Source organism: Burkholderia sp. AU33423 (assembly GCF_002223135.1).
In the GTDB taxonomy this organism is placed as follows: Bacteria; Pseudomonadota; Gammaproteobacteria; order Burkholderiales; family Burkholderiaceae; genus Burkholderia; species Burkholderia lata_D.
This window is the reverse complement of sequence record NZ_NKFH01000009.1, coordinates 487,903-507,965: the sequence shown is the minus strand read 5'-3', so window position 1 is coordinate 507,965 and position 20,063 is coordinate 487,903. Positions and strand designations below refer to the sequence as shown.

Annotated in this window: 18 protein-coding genes; 7 read left to right on the top strand and 11 right to left on the bottom strand. The window is 66.1% G+C overall.

Annotation, left to right across the window (positions count from 1 at the left end; translation table 11 throughout):
- The first annotated feature begins 43 nt into the window (after positions 1–43).
- The 3 genes from CFB50_RS35275 to CFB50_RS35265 all read left to right on the top strand — a co-directional run bounded on the left by CFB50_RS35275 (position 44) and on the right by CFB50_RS35265 (position 3,206).
- Positions 44–1,399, top strand: coding sequence for a uracil-xanthine permease family protein (locus CFB50_RS35275; protein WP_089449030.1), 1,356 nt, complete (start codon positions 44–46; stop codon positions 1,397–1,399).
- Between the two features lie 274 nt (positions 1,400–1,673).
- Entirely contained in the window at positions 1,674–2,186 is a 513-nt protein-coding gene (locus tag CFB50_RS35270) for a DUF2165 family protein (protein ID WP_089449029.1), read from the top strand.
- Between the two features lie 81 nt (positions 2,187–2,267).
- Positions 2,268–3,206, top strand: a complete 939-nt coding sequence (locus CFB50_RS35265) for a tyrosine-type recombinase/integrase (RefSeq protein ID WP_089449069.1) — start codon at positions 2,268–2,270, stop codon at positions 3,204–3,206.
- A 41-nt stretch (positions 3,207–3,247) separates the two neighbouring features.
- Here CFB50_RS35265 and CFB50_RS35260 read toward each other — a convergent pair whose 3' ends face one another.
- From CFB50_RS35260 to CFB50_RS35245, 5 genes are all read right to left on the bottom strand, one after another.
- Positions 3,248–3,727, bottom strand: coding sequence for an RES family NAD+ phosphorylase (locus CFB50_RS35260; protein ID WP_089449028.1), 480 nt, complete (start codon positions 3,725–3,727; stop codon positions 3,248–3,250).
- Positions 3,724–4,179, bottom strand: coding sequence for a type II RES/Xre toxin-antitoxin system antitoxin (gene parS / locus CFB50_RS35255; protein WP_039362838.1), 456 nt, complete (start codon positions 4,177–4,179; stop codon positions 3,724–3,726). Before parS ends, CFB50_RS35260 begins: the two co-directional genes overlap by 4 nt.
- Before the next feature lie 305 nt (positions 4,180–4,484).
- A complete protein-coding gene (locus CFB50_RS35250; protein WP_089449027.1) occupies positions 4,485–4,688 on the bottom strand; it encodes a DUF1289 domain-containing protein in 204 nt (67 codons plus the stop codon).
- Positions 4,689–4,931: 243 nt separating this feature from the next.
- Positions 4,932–5,093 (bottom strand): catalase, encoded by a 162-nt coding sequence (locus CFB50_RS40580; RefSeq protein ID WP_373452992.1) that lies wholly within the window; start codon positions 5,091–5,093, stop codon positions 4,932–4,934.
- Positions 5,094–5,335: 242 nt separating this feature from the next.
- A complete protein-coding gene (locus tag CFB50_RS35245) occupies positions 5,336–5,977 on the bottom strand; it encodes an HD domain-containing protein (RefSeq protein ID WP_089449026.1) in 642 nt (213 codons plus the stop codon).
- Positions 5,978–6,191: 214 nt separating this feature from the next.
- On the opposite strand from CFB50_RS35245, the gene CFB50_RS35240 reads away from it, so the two are divergent.
- The 3 genes from CFB50_RS35240 (at position 6,192) to CFB50_RS35230 (ending at position 8,847) form a co-directional block, all read left to right on the top strand.
- Positions 6,192–7,157 carry a GlxA family transcriptional regulator gene (locus CFB50_RS35240; RefSeq protein ID WP_089449025.1) on the top strand — a complete coding sequence of 322 codons (966 nt, stop codon included), beginning with the start codon at positions 6,192–6,194 and terminating at the stop codon, positions 7,155–7,157.
- 316 nt (positions 7,158–7,473) lie between these two features.
- Positions 7,474–7,785, top strand: coding sequence for a DUF4148 domain-containing protein (locus CFB50_RS35235; protein ID WP_069250304.1), 312 nt, complete (start codon positions 7,474–7,476; stop codon positions 7,783–7,785).
- Between the two features lie 348 nt (positions 7,786–8,133).
- Complete coding sequence (locus CFB50_RS35230) at positions 8,134–8,847, top strand: dienelactone hydrolase family protein (protein WP_069249928.1); 714 nt, start codon at positions 8,134–8,136, stop codon at positions 8,845–8,847.
- A 144-nt stretch (positions 8,848–8,991) separates the two neighbouring features.
- Here CFB50_RS35230 and CFB50_RS35225 read toward each other — a convergent pair whose 3' ends face one another.
- From CFB50_RS35225 to CFB50_RS35210, 4 genes are all read right to left on the bottom strand, one after another.
- Positions 8,992–10,524: an efflux transporter outer membrane subunit gene (locus tag CFB50_RS35225; RefSeq protein ID WP_089449024.1), complete on the bottom strand. Its 1,533-nt coding sequence runs from the start codon at positions 10,522–10,524 to the stop codon at positions 8,992–8,994.
- Between the two features lie 2 nt (positions 10,525–10,526).
- Complete coding sequence (locus CFB50_RS35220; protein ID WP_089449023.1) at positions 10,527–13,718, bottom strand: efflux RND transporter permease subunit; 3,192 nt, start codon at positions 13,716–13,718, stop codon at positions 10,527–10,529.
- A gap of 15 nt (positions 13,719–13,733) precedes the next feature.
- Entirely contained in the window at positions 13,734–14,990 is a 1,257-nt protein-coding gene (locus CFB50_RS35215; RefSeq protein WP_089449022.1) for an efflux RND transporter periplasmic adaptor subunit, read from the bottom strand.
- 231 nt (positions 14,991–15,221) lie between these two features.
- Positions 15,222–16,106 carry a LysR family transcriptional regulator gene (locus tag CFB50_RS35210; protein WP_089449021.1) on the bottom strand — a complete coding sequence of 295 codons (885 nt, stop codon included), beginning with the start codon at positions 16,104–16,106 and terminating at the stop codon, positions 15,222–15,224.
- Positions 16,107–16,702: 596 nt separating this feature from the next.
- On the opposite strand from CFB50_RS35210, the gene CFB50_RS35205 reads away from it, so the two are divergent.
- Entirely contained in the window at positions 16,703–17,683 is a 981-nt protein-coding gene (locus CFB50_RS35205) for an AraC family transcriptional regulator (protein ID WP_089449020.1), read from the top strand.
- 79 nt (positions 17,684–17,762) lie between these two features.
- Here the strand turns inward: CFB50_RS35205 and CFB50_RS35200 are convergent, their stop codons facing one another.
- The gene (locus tag CFB50_RS35200) at positions 17,763–18,734 is read right to left on the bottom strand and encodes an aliphatic sulfonate ABC transporter substrate-binding protein (protein WP_089449019.1); all 972 of its coding nucleotides are present in this window, start codon (positions 18,732–18,734) and stop codon (positions 17,763–17,765) included.
- A gap of 266 nt (positions 18,735–19,000) precedes the next feature.
- Positions 19,001–19,942 carry a LysR family transcriptional regulator gene (locus CFB50_RS35195; protein WP_089449018.1) on the bottom strand — a complete coding sequence of 314 codons (942 nt, stop codon included), beginning with the start codon at positions 19,940–19,942 and terminating at the stop codon, positions 19,001–19,003.
- Positions 19,943–20,063: the final 121 nt, after the last annotated feature.

Sequence of the window (20,063 nt, the reverse complement as noted above, 5' to 3'; positions counted from 1 at the left end):
CGGTTTCCGGCGCTCGTCGCCGTTCGCTTCGAAGGGGCCTGCCGTGTCGCACGATCCGATCCCAACGCCCGTCGACGCGCGACTGCCCGCATGGCAGCTCGCGCTGTTCGGGCTGCAGCACGTGTTGTCGATGGCCGCGTCCCCGATCACGGCCGTGTTCCTGATCGCAAAAGTGCTCGCGCTGCCGGCGGACCTGACGGTCCAGTTGATCGGCGCGACGTTCTTCGCGTGCGGGATCGGCACGCTGGTCCAATCGCTCGGCGTCGGCGCGATCGGCGCGCGCATGCCGTTCGTGATGGTGCCCGGCGGTGCACCGACAATGCTGTTCGCCGGCATTGCCGCGCAATCAGGCCTGCCGACGGCAGCCGGCTCGGCGTTGCTCGCCAGTGCGTTCTACTGGGTGCTGTTGCCCGTCTTCACGCGCTGCCTGCGGCTCTTTCCGCGCATCGTCGTCGGCGCGATGCTGCTGCTCGTCTCGGTCAACCTGATCCGGATCTACGCGACGATCGTCGTCGGCCAGCCCGGTTCGGCCGATTTCGCGCAGCCGCGCGCCCTCGGTCTGGCGCTGGCGACGATCGTCGCCACCGTCGTCGTGGCCGGTGCGTTCCGCGGCACATTCGGACGCCTCGCGGTGCTGATCGGCCTGATGGCCGGTGCGACGCTCGGCTGGGCGCTCGATGCGATGCCCGCGCTCGCCGACGTGTGGCACGGCCCGCTGTTCACCCATCCGGTATGGCTGCCGTTCGGGATGCCGCGCTTCGACGTGCTGGCCGCACTGCCGCTGCTGATCTTCACCGCGATCTCGATGGCCGAGGCCACCGCGCAGACGGTCGCCGTCGGCGAAACGTGCGGCAAGGCGATCTCGCTGTCGCACGACGTGCCGAAGACGATACGCGGCGATGCGCTGGCGTCGCTGGCCGGCGCGCTGTTCGGCACGCCGTTGATCGTGACCAGCGCCGAGAATATCGGAGTCGTGCAGACGACCGGCGTGCGCTCGCGCTACGTGACGGCCGCCGCCGGCGCGATCCTGATCATCATCGCGCTGTTCGCGCCGCTCGCGCGGCTCGCGTATGCGATTCCGGCCGCCGTGGTCGGCGGCACCGCGCTGGTCGTGTTCGCAATGATCGGCGTGATGGGCATCCGGTTGCTCGCCGGCGTCGACCTGCATGCACGCGCCAACCAGTACACGCTCGCGACAGCGCTCGTCGTCGGCCTTGCGCCGATCCTGGTACCGAACCTGTATCGCCATTTCGGTGCGCCGGCGCAGATCGTGCTCGGCAACGGCATGGCGGCCGGCACGCTCGCGGCCATCGCGACGCAACTGGCGTTCGCTGCATTGGCGCGACTGAGCGGACAGGCAGGAACGGCAGCGGCAACTGCGCCTTCGCGCGACGCATGACGGCGACGGCCGGCAGAGCCACCCCCGCTTGACGACACCCGTCGTTCGACCGACAATCGCCGCTCCCTCCTGGCGCGGGCGCTTGATCCAGCCGGCGTGTGCGTCTCCTCGACGCCGCCCCGGCTTCAGGTCTTCCAGTCCCGATCTCCGCGCCGCCGTGCCACGCACGCAAACCGCCGGCCCCGCCGGACACGCTCACGCAGGTATCGCGCCGAACGCCGGCTGATCGCCGCGCGGTCGCGCTTTCGCCTGCCCATTCATTTCGGAGTCCATTATGATGGTTCGTCTTTCCAAGGCGGCCATGGTGCTTGCCATGGCCTTTTTCGCCTCGCTCGTCGCGTTCGGCAACATCACCGACTACGCCACGAATTTCGGGTTCGTGCATCACGTGTTCCTGATGGACACGACGTTCCCCGGCAACGGGATCATGTATCGCGCGATCGGCACGACGTGGGTTCATCACGCCGGCTATCTCGGCATCATCTCGATGGAAACGCTGACGGCCGTACTGTGCTGGATCGGCGGGGTCCGCCTGCTGCGCGCGCGACGCACCGGCGATACGGCATTCCGCGCGGCCAAGGCGTATGCGATCGCCGGCCTGACGCTCGGCTTCCTCACGTGGCAGGTCGCCGTCATGTCGGTCGGCGGCGAGTGGTTCGGCATGTGGATGTCGAAGCAATGGAACGGCGTGCCGGATGCGTTCCGCTTCTTCATCACGCTGCTGCTCGTGCTGGTCTACCTGACGATGAACAACGACGGCATCGACGACACGCGTACCGCGCACTGACACGTCGCTTGCATCGGGCCGGGCGGCCAAAAGGACATCGGGACGATTGCCGGCATGACCGCGTCCGGCTATAAATCGTGCATGGACACGAATCGCTGGATTCACGACCCCGTTGGCGCCTTCCGCGCGTGGCAGGAAACCGCCGCGACCGGCGCCGATCGCCGGCCGTTCGCGCCGCGATCGGTCGTGCAGCACGTCGCGATGTTCGAGCGATTCCTGCGTTATCTGACCGCACGACGCGTGTCGGTGGCCACGTTCGGACCCGACCACGTCGTGGCCTTTCTGGCGGAACTCGATCGCACCTGCGCGCCCGGCACGTCGACCCGCGTGCGCTACGCAAAGCTGATCGACCGGCTGGGCCGGCATCTGGTCGAAGTCGGCTTGCGCAGGTTCCATCCGGCCGGCCGGACGACGCGCGATTTCGCATGGCCGGACAGCGAGCCCGAGCCGTGCTATCTGCCGCCCGATGCCGACGCGGCGCTGCAGCGCCACGTGCAGCCGCGAGCAAACGACACGCCCACCGACTGCCGGAATCGCGCGATCGTCGCGCTGCTGCTGGCGAGCGGCATCACGTCGGCCGAGATCCGTGCGACAACCTGCGACGCGCCCGATCTCGACGCGCAGCCGCCTGCGCTCTCCGTGCCGCGCGATCGGGCGCGGCCGGCGCGTCGAATCACGCTCGCCGAATTTGCGCTGGCGCCGCTCACCGCATGGCGGGTGCGCTCGGCAGACACACCGGCATCCGCGTTGCTGTTTCCCGCGGCGCGCGGCGGTGGCGCGATGAACGACATGTTCCTGCTGCTCGTGGTGCGCGACGCGCTGACCGCGATCGGCTTCCACGCGACGGACATGAGCCCGCGCGTGCTGCGCAATACGTACGCACGCCGCCAGTTGCTTGCAGGCCACGCGCATGCCGACGTCAGTGCAATGCTCGGTCTTATCAGCACGCGAACGGTCACGCGCATCCGGCAGACGCTGCCGCCCGATGCGGCCGCGGCCCGCGCCGCACACGAGCGCTGATCCCGCCCGCGCTCGGCGCGGGCCGCGTGTCGTTCGGCGCCCTATTCGCCCGGCGGCGACTGGATCAGCCGCAGAATCCGGGTGTCGTACGGCGATTGCATGACTTCCGCGATACGGACCTCGGAAGCGGCCGGATGCAGCGGATTCAGCAGGAAGTTGTGCGCGGGCGGCACGACGACGCTCGGCACGCGCAGTAGCGCGCTCGGCTGCGTGTGCAGCCATTCGGTGCCGGCGCTGCGGGTCCAGTCGACGTTGGTTCGCCAGTCGTCCGGCGCGTCGCCCTCCGCGATTTCGGCGATATCGATCGAATCGGCCACCTCGACGCGAAGCAACTGGTATCCGCTCGGCAATTGCGCCACCGTGGCGATTTCGAAATGAACGAGCGTCTCGAGCAGTGCGAGCGCCGGATGCTCGGCGAGATACACGACGGGCTGCCCGGCAAAATGCCAGCGCCCGCCGGCGCGCAACCCGCCGATCCCTTTCAGGTCGGCGAAATTGCTGATCCGCCACAGCGTCGTCAAGCGAAGTACCCCTCGTCGATCTGCGTGAGGACTTCCTCGACGAGCCGCGCGCCATGCTCGGTGCTCGCCATGTCGAGCGACGTGCGGCCGCCGAAGCGCTGAAGCCCGTTGCGCAGCCACGCCATCGCCTTCTCCTGGTCGCCGAACGTGGCCGTCGCCTGCGCGACGATGCGCGCGAGACGGATCGCCTTGTCGGATTCCTCCTGCGACAGGCGTTCGTGCGCCTGACGGCGATGGCTCAGCGTGCGACGCGGAATGATGAAGGCGAGCTCGTCGGATTTCAGCCCGCGCTCGGACAGACGGTCGATCACCGAGACGTCGACGCGTGCGCTCGCCAGCTCGGCAAGATCGGCCCCCGACCGGACACGGATCGCCAGCAGCTGTTCGAGAATCGTGAATTCGGCCTGACGCGGATGCGCGACGCCCGAAGGATGGAAAGCAATGGTGCTCATGACCTCTCCCGGCAATTTGCCCAATCATTATAGGCGTTTTGCCGGAAACATGCGGACGTGGATGATGGGCGCGCCTGGGGTGCTTGGCAAGGTGCGTGCGAAGGCGACGTGCCTCATTCACTTGGAGGCAAGCTTCTGTCGCCGCGAATCGAAGATTCGCCTGGGGGGTGGGATGCAACTATTCAGTATATAAAGTCACGGTAAATGTCGGACGGTTGTCACGTAACAACTTTTCAATTGGTTTCATTTGCTCCCATTTTGCCGCTTCATCCTCCCCCGTCACCGGGAACGCCGCTCCCGACGATTTACCGTCCGTCGCGACGGAATCGCATCGCCGTGCACGCGCGCCGGATGCGTTCCCATATCGCGCGTTTCTCGTCATCGTTCATGAACACCCAGTGCGAGACCTCGTCGGCCGTTCGGCCGCACCCCTTGCAGACATCGTCGAACAACGTCGAGCACACACCGACACAGGGGCTGTCGGGTAAGTCATGAAGTGTGGAAGCCATTGGAACGCTCGTATCGGTTGAAAATCCGGCAGCGTAACGAGTCACGCTCCCATACACGGGTACCTTTCCGCCCGCGACGCGGCCGATGCCACAACACCCACCCGCCCTGCTTGCCTCGACGACGCAGCCAGCCGAACCTGTGTTGTCGCGATGCCCGCGTCATACAGTCGGCCCGGACTTCGCGCAGTTGTCGACTTGTCGTGAAGGATGGCCTTCGACACCCGGGCGATGTGACGCGCGCTGCTATCCAACGACGTCTGCCGCACCCCATCCGCCGCTAACCGTCGGGAAGCACGCAAACACCAGCGTCTGCTTACCGATTACCGAGGCGGTTTCCGCCCTCACGCATCGGCCGACCTCGTCCGTCACGGCAAACGTGCCGTACGCGCCGCCCCCCCTTCGCATGCATGCGCTGCGCCGGGATCACCGCGCGATCGCGCCAGACGTCCTGCAACGGTGCGGGGCCGCTCGGGCCGGCTGTCTGAATGATGGCGTTGCCGCCTGACGATGCGGCGTTCACGCGTGCCCGGATTCGATCGCGCGGTTGCCATATACAATCGCACTACTTAGTAATTCAGGAGCCACGATTCGCCTTTCGCGCACGACCTTCGCTCAATACCCGAGATCGTGCGCCATCCCGCGAGCAATCAGCCGGCCCACGCGGACGACCGGATCACGCTGCAGAAATTGCCTGCGTGGAAATGCGGATCCTTGTCGGCGAGCACGTCGGCCTTCACGTTGCCGAACGTCGTGCCAGGCTTGTGCTTGATCCCGTCGTAGAACGCCTGAATGATGTCTTCCTTGAAGTGCGGCGTACGCGGATGCGCACGAACGACGGCCTCGCGCTCCACGTCGCTGTATTCCGGATACGTTAGGCCCAGCACATCCATCTCGACGCCCGCGGTAACGAGCGCGATCACCGGATGCATGTGCTGCGGGATGCCCGGCGTGGTATGCAGCGCGATCGAGGTCCACACGACGTCGATATCCTGCTGCGAGATGCCCTTGCCCTTCAGGAAATCGCGGGCGGCGTTGGCGCCGTCCACCTCGAAACGCTCGCACGCGCTGCTGTGTTCGTGCGTGAGCCCCATGTCGTGGAACATGCAGCCGCAGTAGAGCAACTCGGGATCGTATTTCAGCTCGCGCCGCTGGCCCGCAAGCGCCGCGAAATAGAACACTCGGCTGGAATGATGGAACAGCAACGGAGACGCGGTATCGCGAACGAGCTCGGTGATCTCGCGCGTCAGTTGGCTATCGGGAATGGTGATGCCTGCAACGTTCTCAGTCATGATCGACCTCCATTGAAAACACCCTCGATTCTCCGGAGTCCGATAGCTGTCTCCAATAGACGTGTTACGTCATATCCTGCCATTTTGCGCGATGGACGGACACGGCGCCCGCGCAGCGAGAAGAACACCGGAAACAGGCCCGTCTACGAGCATCGTGCGCAGCTGGCGCCTCTATACTGCTACCCGTCACGTTCGACACGACACACAAACGATCATGCCGAAGGTCGTAGGAATTTTCGCCGTTCCGGGCGTTCAACTGCTCGATGTCTCCGCACCGCTCGACGTCTTCGCGCAAGCGAACGCCGAATGCGGGAAGCCGTTCTATACGTTGCGGATCATTGCCAGCGAATCCGGTCCGATCCGCAGTTCGTCCGGTGCGCAGTTGCTGCCCGACTGGATCGTTCCCGACATTCCCGAGCGCATCGACACGCTGCTGGTCGCCGGCGCGCCGAGCGCCGGCCGGATCGCACTGCGCACCGACGTCCTCGCATGGCTGCGGGCGGCAGCCGTACAGAGCAAGCGCTACGGCTCGATCTGCACCGGCGCGTTCATCCTCGCATCCACCGGCCTGCTGAAAGGCCGTCACCTGACCACGCACTGGGCGGCGGCCGACGCGCTTGCCGAAGCCTATCCGTCGCTCGCCGTCGATGCGGACGCGCTGTATGTGCGCGACGGCAAGCTGCGCACCGGCGCCGGCGTCACGGCCGGGCTCGATCTCGCGCTCGCGCTGGTCGAGGAAGATCTCGGCCGCGAGATCGCGCGGCGCGTCGCCGCGCAACTGGTCATGTTCTTCAAGCGCCCGGGCGGACAACTCCAGTTCAGCCGCAAGGGCGAGGCACGCCCCGCCGGACGTTCGGTACTGCAGGAGGTTCAGCGCTGGATCGCGGCGAATCCGGAACTCGGGCATTCGGTGGCGGAAATGGCGAAGCATGCAGGCATGAGCCCGCGCCACTTCGCACGCCTGTTCCGCGCGGAAGTCGGCATGACGCCGGCCGCATGGGTCGAGGCGACCCGCATTTCCGCCGCCCGCCACTTGCTCGAGAACGGTCACGACACGCCGAAACAGGTCGCCGCGAAATGCGGCTTCGCGAATGTCGATACGCTCAGGCGGTCGTTCACCCGGCACGTCGGAATCACGCCTGCCGAATACCGGAAACGGCAGGCGGTACCGGTCGAGTGACGCGGCAGTTCGCGCGATACGGAACGAACGCTATCAATGGCCCCATCCAAATACTTCGGAATGCGATTTAACTGATCGTTTTGTGGCCCCCGCCGCTCGACGATATCGCCCATGCGTCGCTCCGTCCGCAGTCCCTATCAAGCGCCGGACAGCCTCGCAATCATCAGATGAAACACCCATCGCTCCGGATCGTTTACCCAGTTGCAATAATCATTCGCTGGAACGCGTATTTCCGACCGGTAACGCGATCGCTACGATGCAATCAACCGCTGAACGCAACAAGCGAAGCGCGAAATCAATGAAACCGGAGGTCATCATGAAGTCGTTCATCTACGCTGTCGTCGCCGCAACCGCCCTGTCCGCCTCGTACGGCGCATTTGCACAATCCAATCCGTCGGGCCAGTTGACGCGTGCGCAGGTGCGTGCGGAACTCGTCCAGCTCGAACAGGCCGGCTACAAGCCCGAAGTCTCCGACCCGTACTACCCGCGCGCGCTGCAGACCGCCCAGGCCCGCGTGACGAACGCCGATGAAACCGGCTACGGCGCGCAAGCCGCCGCCGGCGTACGCGCCGGCCGCGCGATCGCAGTCAAGCAGGATGGCCGCGACTCCGTGTATTTCGGCCAGTAAGCCGGAGACGCGCCCGCGTATTCCGATACGCGCGCAGCAAACGAAACACCCCGCTCTGAACTGCACCCCAAAAGTTGGATTTTTGATCCGACCTTTGGGGTGTTTGTTTTCCGGTCGCCCGCTGCCGGAATGGGTTGCGCGCCCCGATCGATGCGATCTTGCGGATCGCGTGCCGCGCGGCTCCGTTCACGACGGCAGCCGGTGTTTGCGCATAGAATGGCCGCGTGGTCGGTGCCGGCCGAAACGAACGCGAGCGGAACCACGACGCACGGCTTGTCCGATCGTCGCCGCGCCCGCAGGCCGGCCCCGATGCCGCACTCATCGCATTTTTCGAATAGGAGCGGTTTCATGTCTCAAACATCCGGTTCCATGATCACGTTTCGACGCCCGGACGGCCAGGAACTGCAGGGCTATCTCGCCACGCCGGCCAAGACCGAGGGCGCACCCGCGGTCGTCGTCATCCAGGAATGGTGGGGGCTGAACGACCAGATCCGTGGCGTCGCGGATCGCCTCGCGCGCTGCGGCTACTTTGCGCTCGTGCCCGACCTGTACCGCGGCAAATCGACGGTCGAGGAAGAAGAAGCACACCACCTGATGACCGGGCTCGATTTCGGTGACGCGGCTTCGCAGGACATTCCGGGCGCCGTGACGCATCTGAAGACGCTTGCCTCGCGTGTCGCGGTGACGGGTTACTGCATGGGCGGCGCACTCACGCTGCTGTCGCTGCAGTTCGCCGATGCGGACGCGGGCGTCACGTGGTACGGCCTCCCGCCGCTCGACTATCTCGATCCGGCGAAGCTCAAGGTGCCGCTGATGGGCCACTGGGGCACGCAGGACGCATTCTTCGCGATCGACCAGGTCGATGCACTGGAGAAGAAGCTGACCGATGCGAAGGTCGATCTGGAATTCCATCGCTATCTCGCGCATCACGCATTCGCGAACGAAACGGCTGTCGGCCCCGGCCGCATCGCCGGCACGCAGTTCGATCCGGTGTGGTCGCAAATGGCGTGGGATCGCACGCTGACGTTCTTCGGCCGCACGCTTTGGGAAAAGCAGGCGTAACGTAACGCCGCTTCCAACGCGAGCGGCTACGCAGACTGCGTAAAAAGAAACGCCACGGATTTTCATCCGTGGCGTTTTCGTTTTCACATCGGGCAGCCGCCGCGAACAGGGGTCATGGCTTCTTGCCCCTGCCCGTGATCCTGCTTACCCGTTCGTCGCTGTTGCCGACGCGGGCACCGGAGCAGCCGCCTTGTCGTAGTCGACCGGTGCATCCGGCGCGCGCGGCGTTTCGCCGGCGCGCTGAACCCACCCGCCGCCTAGCGCTCGATAGAGGGTCACCAGGTTCGTCCAGCGTGCCAGACGTGCGCTGATCAGCGACTGCTGTGCCGAATACAGGTCCGTCTGCGCGGTCAGCACCGACAGGTAACTGTCGACGCCGTTCTTGTAACGCAGGTCCGACAGGTCGAAACGTCGCTGCTGCGCATGCTCGTTGCGCTCGAGCGCCGCGATCTGCTGGTCGTACGTGCCGCGTGCGGCCAACCCGTCCGCCACGTCGCGGAACGCCGACTGGATCGCCTTCTCGTAGTTCGCGATCTCGATGCGCTTTTGCACGTGCGCAAGATCGAGGTTCGCGATGTTCGAGCCGCCTTCGAAGATCGGCAACGCGATGCTGGGCGCGAACGACCACGCCGCCGTGCCGGCCTTGAACAGGCCGCCGAGCGTCGGGCTCGCCGTGCCGAACGCGGCCGTCAGCGAGATCTTCGGGAAGAACGCCGCGCGCGCCGCACCGATGTTCGCGTTCGCCGCCAGCAGCGTCTGCTCGGCCTGCATCACGTCAGGACGACGCGTGAGCAGATCCGACGGCAACCCGGCCGGCACGTCCGTCAGCAGGTTCTGCGCGTCGAGCGGCATGCCCGCCGGCAGATCATCGGGCAGCGGCTCGCCGATCAGCAGCACCAGCGCGTTCAGCGCCTGCGCGCGTGCCCGTGCTTGCGCCTGCTGGTTCGCGAGCGCCGTCTCGACCACCGTCTGCGCCTGACGCAGCTCGAGCTCGGAGCCCGTGCCGTTGTCGAATTGCAGCTTGGTCAGGTCGTACGACGCCTGCGCGGTCTTCAGCGTGTTCTCCGTGACCTTCAACAGATCGTCGGTCGACAGCAGCGTCAGGTATTGATCCGCCACCTGCGACACCAGCGAGATTTCCGACGCCTGCCGCGCGTACGACGTCGACAGGTACTGCGCGAGCGCCTGATCCTTCAGGCTCTGCACGCGGCCGAACAGGTCGAGTTCCCACGACGCCGACAGCCCGACGTTGTAGGCGCGCGAGATGTACGGCGCACCGGTCTGCGAAAGACCCTGCGGCACGCGCTGGATATTGCCCGTGCCCGTACCGTCGAGCGTCGGGAACAGCCCCGCGCGCGTGATCTGGTACTGCGCGCGCGCCGCCTCGATATTCAGCACCGACACGCGCAGGTCGCGGTTGTTCTTCAGCGCGATCTCGATCAGCCGCTGCAGGCGCGGATCGACGAAGAACTCGCGCCAGCCGATGGCGGTCGCAGCTTGCCCGTTCGCGCTGCGCGCGCCGGCCGCACCCGGCTGCGTCGCGTAGACGCCGCCGGCCGGGTACGCCTGCGCGACCGGTGCGTCGGGCCGCTTGTAATGCGGCGCCATCGTGCAGCCCGCGGCGAACAACGCGGCAGCCAGGGCGACCGCGGTTGCAGTCAAAGCGTGTTTTTGCATCGTTACTGCCCCTTCGAATCGTGTGCGTCGTCGTGACCGCGCTGCAGGTCGCCCTGCACGAGACGCCATGCGTCGTCGACGTTTTCCGTCTCGCCGCTGAAGATCGCACGAACCCGCACGAAGAACATGGGGATCATGAAGATCGCGAGGAACGTCGCCGTGATCATCCCGCCGATCACGCCCGTACCGATCGCGTGCTGGCTCGCCGAGCCCGCGCCGTTGCTGATCGCAAGCGGCAGCACGCCGAGCATGAACGCGAGCGACGTCATCAGAATCGGACGCAGCCGCAGGCGCGCCGCCTCGATCGCCGCGCGCACCGGCCCCATGTTTCCGCCCGCCTGCAACTCGCGCGCGAACTCGACGATCAGGATCGCGTTCTTCGCGGACAAGCCCACGGTCGTCAGCAGGCCGACCTGGAAGAACACGTCGTTCTCGAGACCGCGCAGCATCGTCGCGAGCAGCGCGCCGACCACGCCGAGCGGCACGACCATGATCACCGAGAACGGGATCGACCAGCTTTCATATAGTGCCGCGAGACACAGGAACACGACGAGGATCGAGATCGCGTACAGGATCGGCGCCTGCGAACCGGACTGGATTTCCTGGAACGACAGGCCCGTCCACGAGTAGCCGATACCTTCCGGCAGCTTGCTCGCGAGCGCTTCCATCGCCGCCATCGCCTGCCCGGTCGACTTGCCTTCCGCGGCCTGCCCCTGGATCTCGATAGACGACACGCCGTTGTAGCGTTCGAGCTTCGGCGAACCGTAGCTCCAGTGGCCGGTCGCGAACGCACTGAACGGCACCATGCCGCCCGCGCTGTTGCGCACATACCAGATGTTCATGTCTTCCGGCGTCATCCGGAACGGCGCGTCAGACTGCACGTACACCTTCTTGATCCGGCCATCGGTATCCAGGAAATTGTTCACGTACTGCGACGCCCACGCGATCGAGAAGGTCTGGTCGATCGCGGCAGCCGTCACGCCGAGCGCGTTCGCCTTCTCGCGGTCGATGTCGACCTTGTACTGCGGCGTATCGTTCAGGCCGTTCGGGCGCACGAGTGCCAACGCGGGATCCTTCGCGGCCATCCCGAGCAGCTGCCCGCGCGCGGCCATCAGCGCTTCGTGGCCGAGACCCGCGTTGTCCGTCAGCTCGAAGTCGAAGCCGGCAGCGGTGCCGAGTTCAGGGATCGACGGCGGGTTGAACGGGATCACCATCGCGTCCTTGTACTGCGCGTAGTGTGCGAACGTCCGGCCGATCAGCGCCTGCACCTTCTGGTCCGAACGCTGACGATGTTCGTACGGTTTCAGCTTCACGAACACGAGACCGGCGTTCTGGCCGCGGCCCGCAAAGCTGAAGCCGTTGACCGTGAACACCGAGTCGACCACATCCTTCTCGGTGGTGGTCAGGTACGTGTTGATGTTGTCGAGCGTCTTGCCGGTCGTTTCCTGCGTGGAGCCGGACGGCGTCTGCACGATCATGAACATGTAGCCCTGGTCTTCATCCGGCAGGAACGACTTCGGCAGGCGCACGAACATCACGCCGACCGCGATGAACACGGCCAGGTAGATCACGAGCCAGCGGCCCGAGCGCCGGATCACGTGGTTCACGCCGCTCGTGTAGCGATCGCGGCTGCGATCGAACGTGCGGTTGAACCAGCCGAAGAAACCCTTCTTCTCTTCGTGATGCCCTTGCGGGATCGGCTTGAGGATCGTCGCGCACAGTGCCGGCGTCAGAATCAACGCGACGAGTACCGACAGCACCATCGCCGACACGATCGTCAGCGAGAACTGACGATAGATCGCGCCGACCGAGCCGCCCGAGAACGCCACCGGCACGAACACCGCCGACAGCACGAGCGCCACGCCGACGAGTGCGCCGGTGATCTGGCCCATCGCCTTGCGGGTCGCCTCCTTCGGCGACAGCCCCTCTTCCGCCATCACGCGCTCGACGTTTTCGACCACCACGATCGCATCGTCGACCAGCAGGCCGATGGCGAGCACGAGGCCGAACATCGACAGCGTGTTGATCGAGAAACCGGCGACGCCCATGATCGCGAACGTGCCGAGCAGCACGACCGGCACCGCGATCGTCGGGATGATCGTCGCCCGCAGGTTCTGCAGGAACAGGTACATCACGAGGAACACGAGCACGATACCTTCGAGCAGCGTCTTGACCACTTCCTCGATCGACAGGCGCACGAACGGCGTCGTGTCGTACGGATAGTGGACGACGAGACCGTGCGGGAAGTACTTCGACAGCTCCTGGACCTTGGCCCGCAGCGCCGTCGCGGTGGCCAGCGCGTTCGCGCCGGTCGCGAGCTGGATGCCGAGACCGGCCGTCGGCTGCCCCATGTACTTCGTGTCGAACGTGTAGTTCTCCGAACCCAGCGCCGCGCGGCCGACGTCCTTCAGGCGCACCTGCGAACCGTCCTGGTTGACCTTCAGCAGGATGTTGCCGAACTGCTCGGGCGTGCGCAGCAGCGTCGATTCGGTGATCGTCGCCTGCAGCATCGTGCCCGGCTTCGCCGGCGTGCCGCCGATCTGGCCGCCCGCGATCTGCACGTTCTGCTGCGTGATCGCAGCCGACACGTCGGTCGGCGTGAGGCTGTAGTTGGTCAGCTTGACCGGGTCGAGCCAGATGCGCATCGAAAACTGCGAACCGAGCAGCAGCGTCTGGCCGACGCCGTTCACGCGGCTGAGCGGATCGAGCACGTGCGACGCCACGTAGTTCGTCAGATCCTCCTTCGACATGCTGCCGTCCTCGGAGTTGAACGCGAACCACATCAGCCAGTTGCTGCTCGACTTCGTGACCTGCATGCCGAGCTGCTGCACGACCTGCGGCAGGTTCGGCGTCGCGAGCGACAGCTTGTTCTGCACCTGCACCTGCGCGACGTCCGGATTCGTACCCGGCGCGAAGGTCAGCGTGATCGTCGCGTTGCCCGAGTCGTCGCTCGTCGACGACATGTACAGGAAGTTGTCGAGACCGCTCATCTGCTGCTCGATCACCTGCGTCACCGTGTCTTCCACCGTCTTCGCGGAAGCGCCCGGATAGTTCGCCTGGATCTGGATCGTCGGCGGTGCGATCGTCGGATACTGCGCGATCGGCATCTTGAAGATCGATGCGACGCCGGCCAGCATCAGCACGATCGCGATCACCCACGCAAAGATCGGGCGATCGATAAAGAACTTGGCCATGAAACGGACTCCTTGTTATTGCGCGGCCGACGCGGCGGTCGAACGCGCGGCAGCATGGGCGACAGTGCTCGCCGGCGCGGCGCCGGACGCATTCGCGGCGCTTGCCGGTGTGCCGGACGCTGCGTCCGGCGCCGGTGCGAGCTGCGCCGCGACGGTCTTCACGGTCGCACCCGGGCGTACCTTGTCGACGCCCTGCACGATCACGTGGTCGCCCGCTTCCAGACCGCGTTCGACGATCCAGTCCTGGCCATACGTGCCGGCCGTCGTCAACGGACGTGTCTCGACCTTGTTGGCTGCGTTCACGACCAGTGCGATCGCCTGGCCCTTCTGGTCATGCGTGACGCCGATCTGCGGCACCAGGAACGCGTTCTCGTTCACACCTTCCTCGATCCGCGCACGCACGAACATGCCCGGCAGCAGCACACGGCCCGGGTTCGGGAAGATCGCGCGAATCGTCACCGAGCCGGTGGTCTGGTCGACCGTCACGTCCGAGAACTGAAGCTTGCCGGCTTCCGAATAGGTCTTGCCGTCTTCCAGGATCAGCGACACCTTCGCCGCGCCCGGGCCGCTCGTTTTCAGCTTGCCGCTCTGCACGTCCTGACGCAGCTTCAGCCCGTCGAGGCTCGACTGCGTGAGGTCCACGTACACCGGATCGAGCTGCTGCACCGTCGACATCAACGTCGCCTGGCTCGCCTGCACATACGCGCCCGGCGTCACCTGCGAGATGCCGACGCGGCCTGAAACCGGCGAGACGACATCGGTGTAGCCGAGGTTGATCTGCGCGGTATCGACCGCCGCCTGGCCGGCCGCGACGTCCGCCGCGGCCTGGCCCTGCGTGGCCACCGCGTTGTCATAGTCCTGCTTGCTGACCGCGTTCGCGGCCACCAGCACCTTGTAGCGCGCGACCAGTGCGTTCTGCGTGACGAGGTTCGCCTGCGCCTTCGCGAGCGTTGCCTTCGCGCTGTTCAGTGCGGCGACGTACGGCGCCGGATCGATCTTGTACAGACGCTGGCCGGCCTTGACGTCGGTGCCTTCGGTGAATTCGCGACGCAGCACAATGCCGTCGACTCGTGCGCGGACCTGCGCGACGAGAAACGCGCTGGTGCGGCCCGGCAGTTCGGTTACCGCCGGCACGGCCTGCGGCTGGACGGTGACGACGCCGACTTCCGGCGTTTGGGGCGGCGGTGCCGATTCTTTTTTCCCGCACGCGGCCAGGAATACGGCAGCCGTTGCGGCAGTGATTAAGCGGTATGGAACCCGTTCGACGCGCATGGAGCGACCTCTCACAAATAGACGACCTTCAATGGGAATCACCAGATCTCCTCGTGACCTGCACGCGCGGCCGGAATGCTGTCGCTTCCTGTTTGCCGCGGATGCGGTCGCGTATTTCGGGCGTGCGTTGCGCCCTGCGGAGCGTTCGTTCGTCGAACGGCTTCCGAGGAAAAAGAACCATGAGCCCGCAGCGCTGGCGGGCGGGCGTTGCTGCGGCGATCAACCGGGCTGCTAGCGCGCGGGCCGGAACGCGGCGCCGGCGAATTCGACGAATGCCCGTGCAGCAGCCGGCAGATGCGCGGTGCGCGCATGCGCGAGCTTCAGCGTGACGGGCGCGAGCGGGCGAATCGGCGCGACGCGCACCAGCGTGCCGGCCACCAGATCGGCATCGACGAGATACGCGGGCAGCACCGCAGCGCCCATGCCGGCCACAGCCAGCCGCCGCGCCATCTCGAGATGGCCGACGCCCGGACTGGCGCCGGGGGCCGTGTCGGATCGAAACGCAGCCGCATCGTCATCGCCGGTCGCCGGCAGATCGAGCCGCACGGCCGTGATGTCCGGCCAGTCGCCCGACGCAGCTGCGCCGCCATGCGCGTCGACATAAGTCGGCGCCGCGACGCGCACGGATTCGTAGGCGGCCAGCGTGTGCAGCGCATGCGCACCTGTCACCGGCATGCCGTCGGTGAGGAACGCGACATCGATGTCTTCGGATGTCAGGTCGACATGGGCATCGGTCAGCGTGACGGTCGGCCGCACGTCCGGAAACCGGTTCACGAAACGATCGAGCAATGCGCTCAACTGGCTGAGCCCAAACGCGACCGGAGCGGCAATGCGCAGCGCGCCTTCCGGCTTGCTGCCCATCGCGACGAAACGCCCGTCGATCTCGTCGATCGCACCGAGAATCCGCTCGACGCGCGCGAGGTACAGCTCGCCGATTTCCGTCAGCGACTGGTGGCAGGTGCTGCGTTGAAGCAGGCGCGCGCCCAGGCGCGTCTCGAGCGCATCGACCAGCCGGCTCGCCATCGCCGTCGACACGCGCAGCCGGGTTGCCGCCCGGCGAAAGCCGCCTTCCCTTGCCACCGTCACGAATGCCCGAATCGATTGAAGTTGGTCCATTTGTCCGGATTCCCCTGCGCGGTCGACTGCCTTGACGCGGGCGCCCGTCGCCGCATCGCGACCGACATGCAACGGCCCGGCCAATGCGGCCGCACCGACGCCAGCCACGCCGGGTCGGTCGGCACGCTCGCGCCAGACGCGGGCCGGCAGGCAACGGACGCAAGCCGGCCTCGGCTGGCCCGATGCATGAATATTCGAATAGCAGTCCTGAGTCTTTTCCAGTGGTTCGCCGCGACAACGCCGGCGGCGCCCGCCGGCCATGCGACGCTCATGCCCGCATCGCCCGAGCGCACTGGATCACGTTTGTTTCAGCAGGTGCAATGGTATGAAAACGGCCGGAAAATGGCTTGCCCGATCCTGCGATTGTTTTGCCTTAATTTCCGAATTTGTGCGCTGCACACCGCGCAGCGGCGAGCGACGCGGTCACCGGCCATGCAGATCCGGATGATCGGGCTAATTTCCCACAGGTTTAGGCAATCACGTGCGCGCGACTCGCCGTACGATGTGACCGCCGTGCCGGCACCCCTGCCGGGACACCAACAGGGAATCGCAGCCGCGCACCTTGCACCGACCACTCCGCCATCCGCTCACGCACCATGGAAATCGACGCCCGAACGCCGCCGCTACAGCGCATCACGCCCGATCACGACCCTCGGTCGCCGGCCCGGTCGCCCACGGCCCGACTCGCTGCGCTGATCGCCGCGTATGCACCGCACGACGGCACGTTCGCGCTCCCGGTACGTGGCATGCGCATCGGGCGTGCCTCCGCGTCGCCGCCGCACTGGAACCATGGCGTGCACCACGCGTGCCTGAGCATCGTCGGGCAAGGCGCGAAATCGACGCAGGTCGGCGACGACACCTACGTGATCGACGAATCGCGGATGCTGGTGGCGACGGCCGACCTGCCCGTCACCGGCCGCGTGATGCGCGCGAGCCCGGCCGAACCATTCCTTTATGCGCAACTGGAACTCGACCCGGCCCGCATCGCGGCACTCACGCCACGCGTGTTTCCGCTCGGGCTGCCGAAGGCGGTCGACTGCCGTGCACTCGATACGCACGATGCCCAGCCTGAAATCGTCGACGCCGTCGTGCGCCTGATGCAACTGATCGCGCACCCCGACGACATCGACCTGCTCGCGCCGCTGATCGTCGACGAAATCCTCATTCGGCTGCTGCGGGGCCCGTCGGGTGCACGCGTCGCGCAGGTCGGCCAGGCCGATTCGACGACGCAGCGCATCTCGCGCGCCGTCGCCTGGATACGCGACCACTACCTCGACCCGATGACGGTCGAATCGCTCGCGCGGCAGGTGGACATGAGCCCGTCGACCTTCCATCACCACTTTCGTGCGGTCACGTCGATGAGCCCGTTGCAATGCCAGAAGGTACTGCGGCTGCAGGAGGCGCGCCGGCTGATGTGCCTGTCGGCGATGGATGCGCGGCAGGCGTGCCGCAGTGTCGGCTATGTGAGTGCGTCGCAGTTCAGCCGCGAATACGCACGCCTGTTCGGCGATGCGCCGGGCCGCGATGTGCTGAAGCTGCGCGACGAAGCGGTGCCGCTATCCCGCGTCGCGCCGTAGGCCGGCTGGACGTGTGCCCGATTGCGGACGGTGTGGCACGGCCATTCCGCCGTTGAGCGGTTACTGGCTGGCCGGACCATCAAGCGAGCGCAGGTGGCGCGGCCAGACTGACGTCGACACGTTTCGGCAGGACGCCTGTCTGGTAGAACACATCGGCGATACGCTGCTGATACGCAAGCGTATCGCGCGTGACGGGCTCGACACCGAAGCGCGCGCGGCGAAATGCGAGCGCCACCGCCGGCTCCGGAATCCCCCACAGCTTCGAAAACTCGGCCGCACCCTGCGCGCGGTTCGCATCGAGCCACCGCTGGACCGCCGTCAATTCCGACACGGCCGCGTCCAGCACGTCGGCATTGCGCTGCGCATAGGTGCGCGACGCAAAGTAGTAGCTACGATTCTCGACGAGCCCGGTGCCGTCCGCGACGATGCGCGCGCCGAACCCCTGCTGGACCACCGCGAGAAACGGATCCCAGATGATCCACGCATCGACCGAACGATTTTCGAACGCGGCGCGCGCATCGGACGGCGACAGCCAGACCGGCGAGATGTCGCCATAGTTGAGCTTGGCGGACTGCAGCAGCCGGACCAGCAGAAAGTGCGTGTTCGATCCCTTCACCAGCGCGACGCGCTTGCCGCGCAGGTCCGCGAAGGTCCTGACCGGCGAATCCTTCGCGACCACCACTGCCTCGGCCGCGGGGCCGGCCGGCGTTTGCGCGTAATAGACGAGTGGCGCGCCGGCCGCGAGCGCGAAGATCGGCGGTGCCTCACCGACATCGCCGAAGTCGATCGATCCCGCGTTCAGTGCCTCGAGCTGCGGCGGCCCCGACGGAAACTCGGTCCACGTGACGGTCACGCCGAGTGTCGCGAGCTTGCTCTGCAGCGTACCGCGTGCCTTCAGCAGGCTGAACGGCCCTTTCTGATAGCCGATGCGCAACGTACGCGCGCCGGCGGTGCTCGCCAGCGCAAAGCCCGGATGTGCGGCGGCGCCCGCCGCGATCGCCAGGCCGGCATGCAGGAGCCGGCGGCGGGTTGTGGAGTGTTGGTCTGCCATGTCGTATCGGGTTCGATGAAGAGGATGCGGCGTTGCGCACGCATGCGATAAAACCGGTCGAACCGATTCTAGGGGGTTGGCGCCACGCACCGAACCAACGATGTTCGATAACGAAAGCAAGCGCTTTCATAAGGGCACGCCGGTTACCCGGGCATCATTGCCCGGGTCGGTCGCGAGGACGCTGCCGACATCCGCGCAAAACAAAGGACTACGGATTATTTATCGTTTGATGCGAAGCCTCGGGCTCACATGCCGAAGGTTCGACTTCAGGACTTGCAGGAAGCGGTCAGCGCAGCCTCGTCGGCAGCGAGCAACTCGGGCACGCATTCGCGCAGGAAATCGACGAACGTGCGGATCTTCGCATCGAGATACTGGCGCGACGCGTACAGCGTATAGACCGTCAGCTTCTGCAACCGGTATTCGGGCAGCACGCGCACCAGCGCGCCGCTCGCGAGCCCGGGCAGGGCGGCCGACATCGGCAGCGAACCGATCCCGAGCCCGGCACGCAGCGCGGCGCCGAGCGCATCGGCGATGTTCACCTGGAAATCCGGCAGTGGCAGTTCGAACGTTTCGCGTCCGTTGGGGCCATCGAGATGCCAACGGTCGCGCGGAAAGAGCGGCGTGACGATCTGCAGGCACGCATGCCCGGCGAGGTCGCTCACCGTCTGCGGCGTGCCGCGCGCCTTCAGGTATGCGGGTGACGCGCACAGCACGCTGCCCACGTCGCCGAGCCGCTGCGACACGAGCCCGGAATCAGGCAACTCCGTCGTGCTCAACTGCAGCGATACGTCATAGCCTTCGTCGATGATGTCGGGCACATGCTGCGACAGCGTCAGTTCGACCGCAACCGACGGATAGCGCTCACGGTAGCGCACGACTGCGGGCACCACGTAGGACTGGCCGAAACTCGTCGTCGCGTGAACGTGCAGCCGTCCCGACGGCTTCGCCTGTGCGTCGGCCGCCTCGGCTTCCGCTTCGTCGATATAGCCGAGGATGCGCTGGCAGCGATCGAGATAACGCTGCCCGGCGTCGGTCAGCGCGATACGGCGTGTGCTGCGGTTGAGCAGGCGCGTGCGCAGATGCGTTTCGAGCTGCGCGACCGACCGCGATGCGTAGGCCGTCGTGATGTCCAGGCGCTGGGCGGCGCTCGTGAAGCTGCCCTCCTCCGCCACCCGGACGAAAATGCGCATCATCTGTAACGTGTCCATCGGCCTGTCCCCGGGATTGAGATCACGTCGCGCCACCGTGCGGCCATAGTGCCGGCAGCGCCGGCGCAGGCCGGTCTGGCGCGAATTGTGCGGAACAGTACAGCAGCAGTGCAGACGTGTC